Below are 375 nucleotides of genomic sequence, written 5' to 3' on the forward strand. Positions count from 1 at the left end.
CCACCCAGGAGCGCAAGGCCCGGCTGCAGCGACGTCCCCACTTCCACAACGTGCCGCAGAAGCCGCAGCGCGTGTACGAGGAGATGAACCGCGCCTTCGGACCGGAGACGCGCTACGTCACCACGATCGGCCTCTCCCAGATCGCCGGCGCGCAGATGCTGCACGTCTACAAGCCGCGCCACTGGATCAACTGCGGCCAGGCCGGCCCGCTCGGCTGGACCATTCCGGCCGCGCTGGGCGTCGCCACCGCCGACCCCGAGGGCCAGGTGGTCGCGCTCTCCGGCGACTACGACTTCCAGTTCATGCTGGAGGAGCTGGCGGTCGGCGCACAGCACAACATCCCGTACGTCCACGTCCTGGTGAACAACTCCTATC

General features: G+C 68.5%; 1 protein-coding gene. It reads left to right on the plus strand.

Annotated features, from left to right (window positions below; all coding sequences use genetic code 11):
- On the plus strand, nucleotides 1–375 hold a 375-nt coding region (locus AC1DYK_RS36230), incomplete at both ends, for a thiamine pyrophosphate-dependent enzyme (RefSeq protein ID WP_478170662.1).

The organism is Variovorax sp. P2_H12 (genome assembly GCF_056403395.1).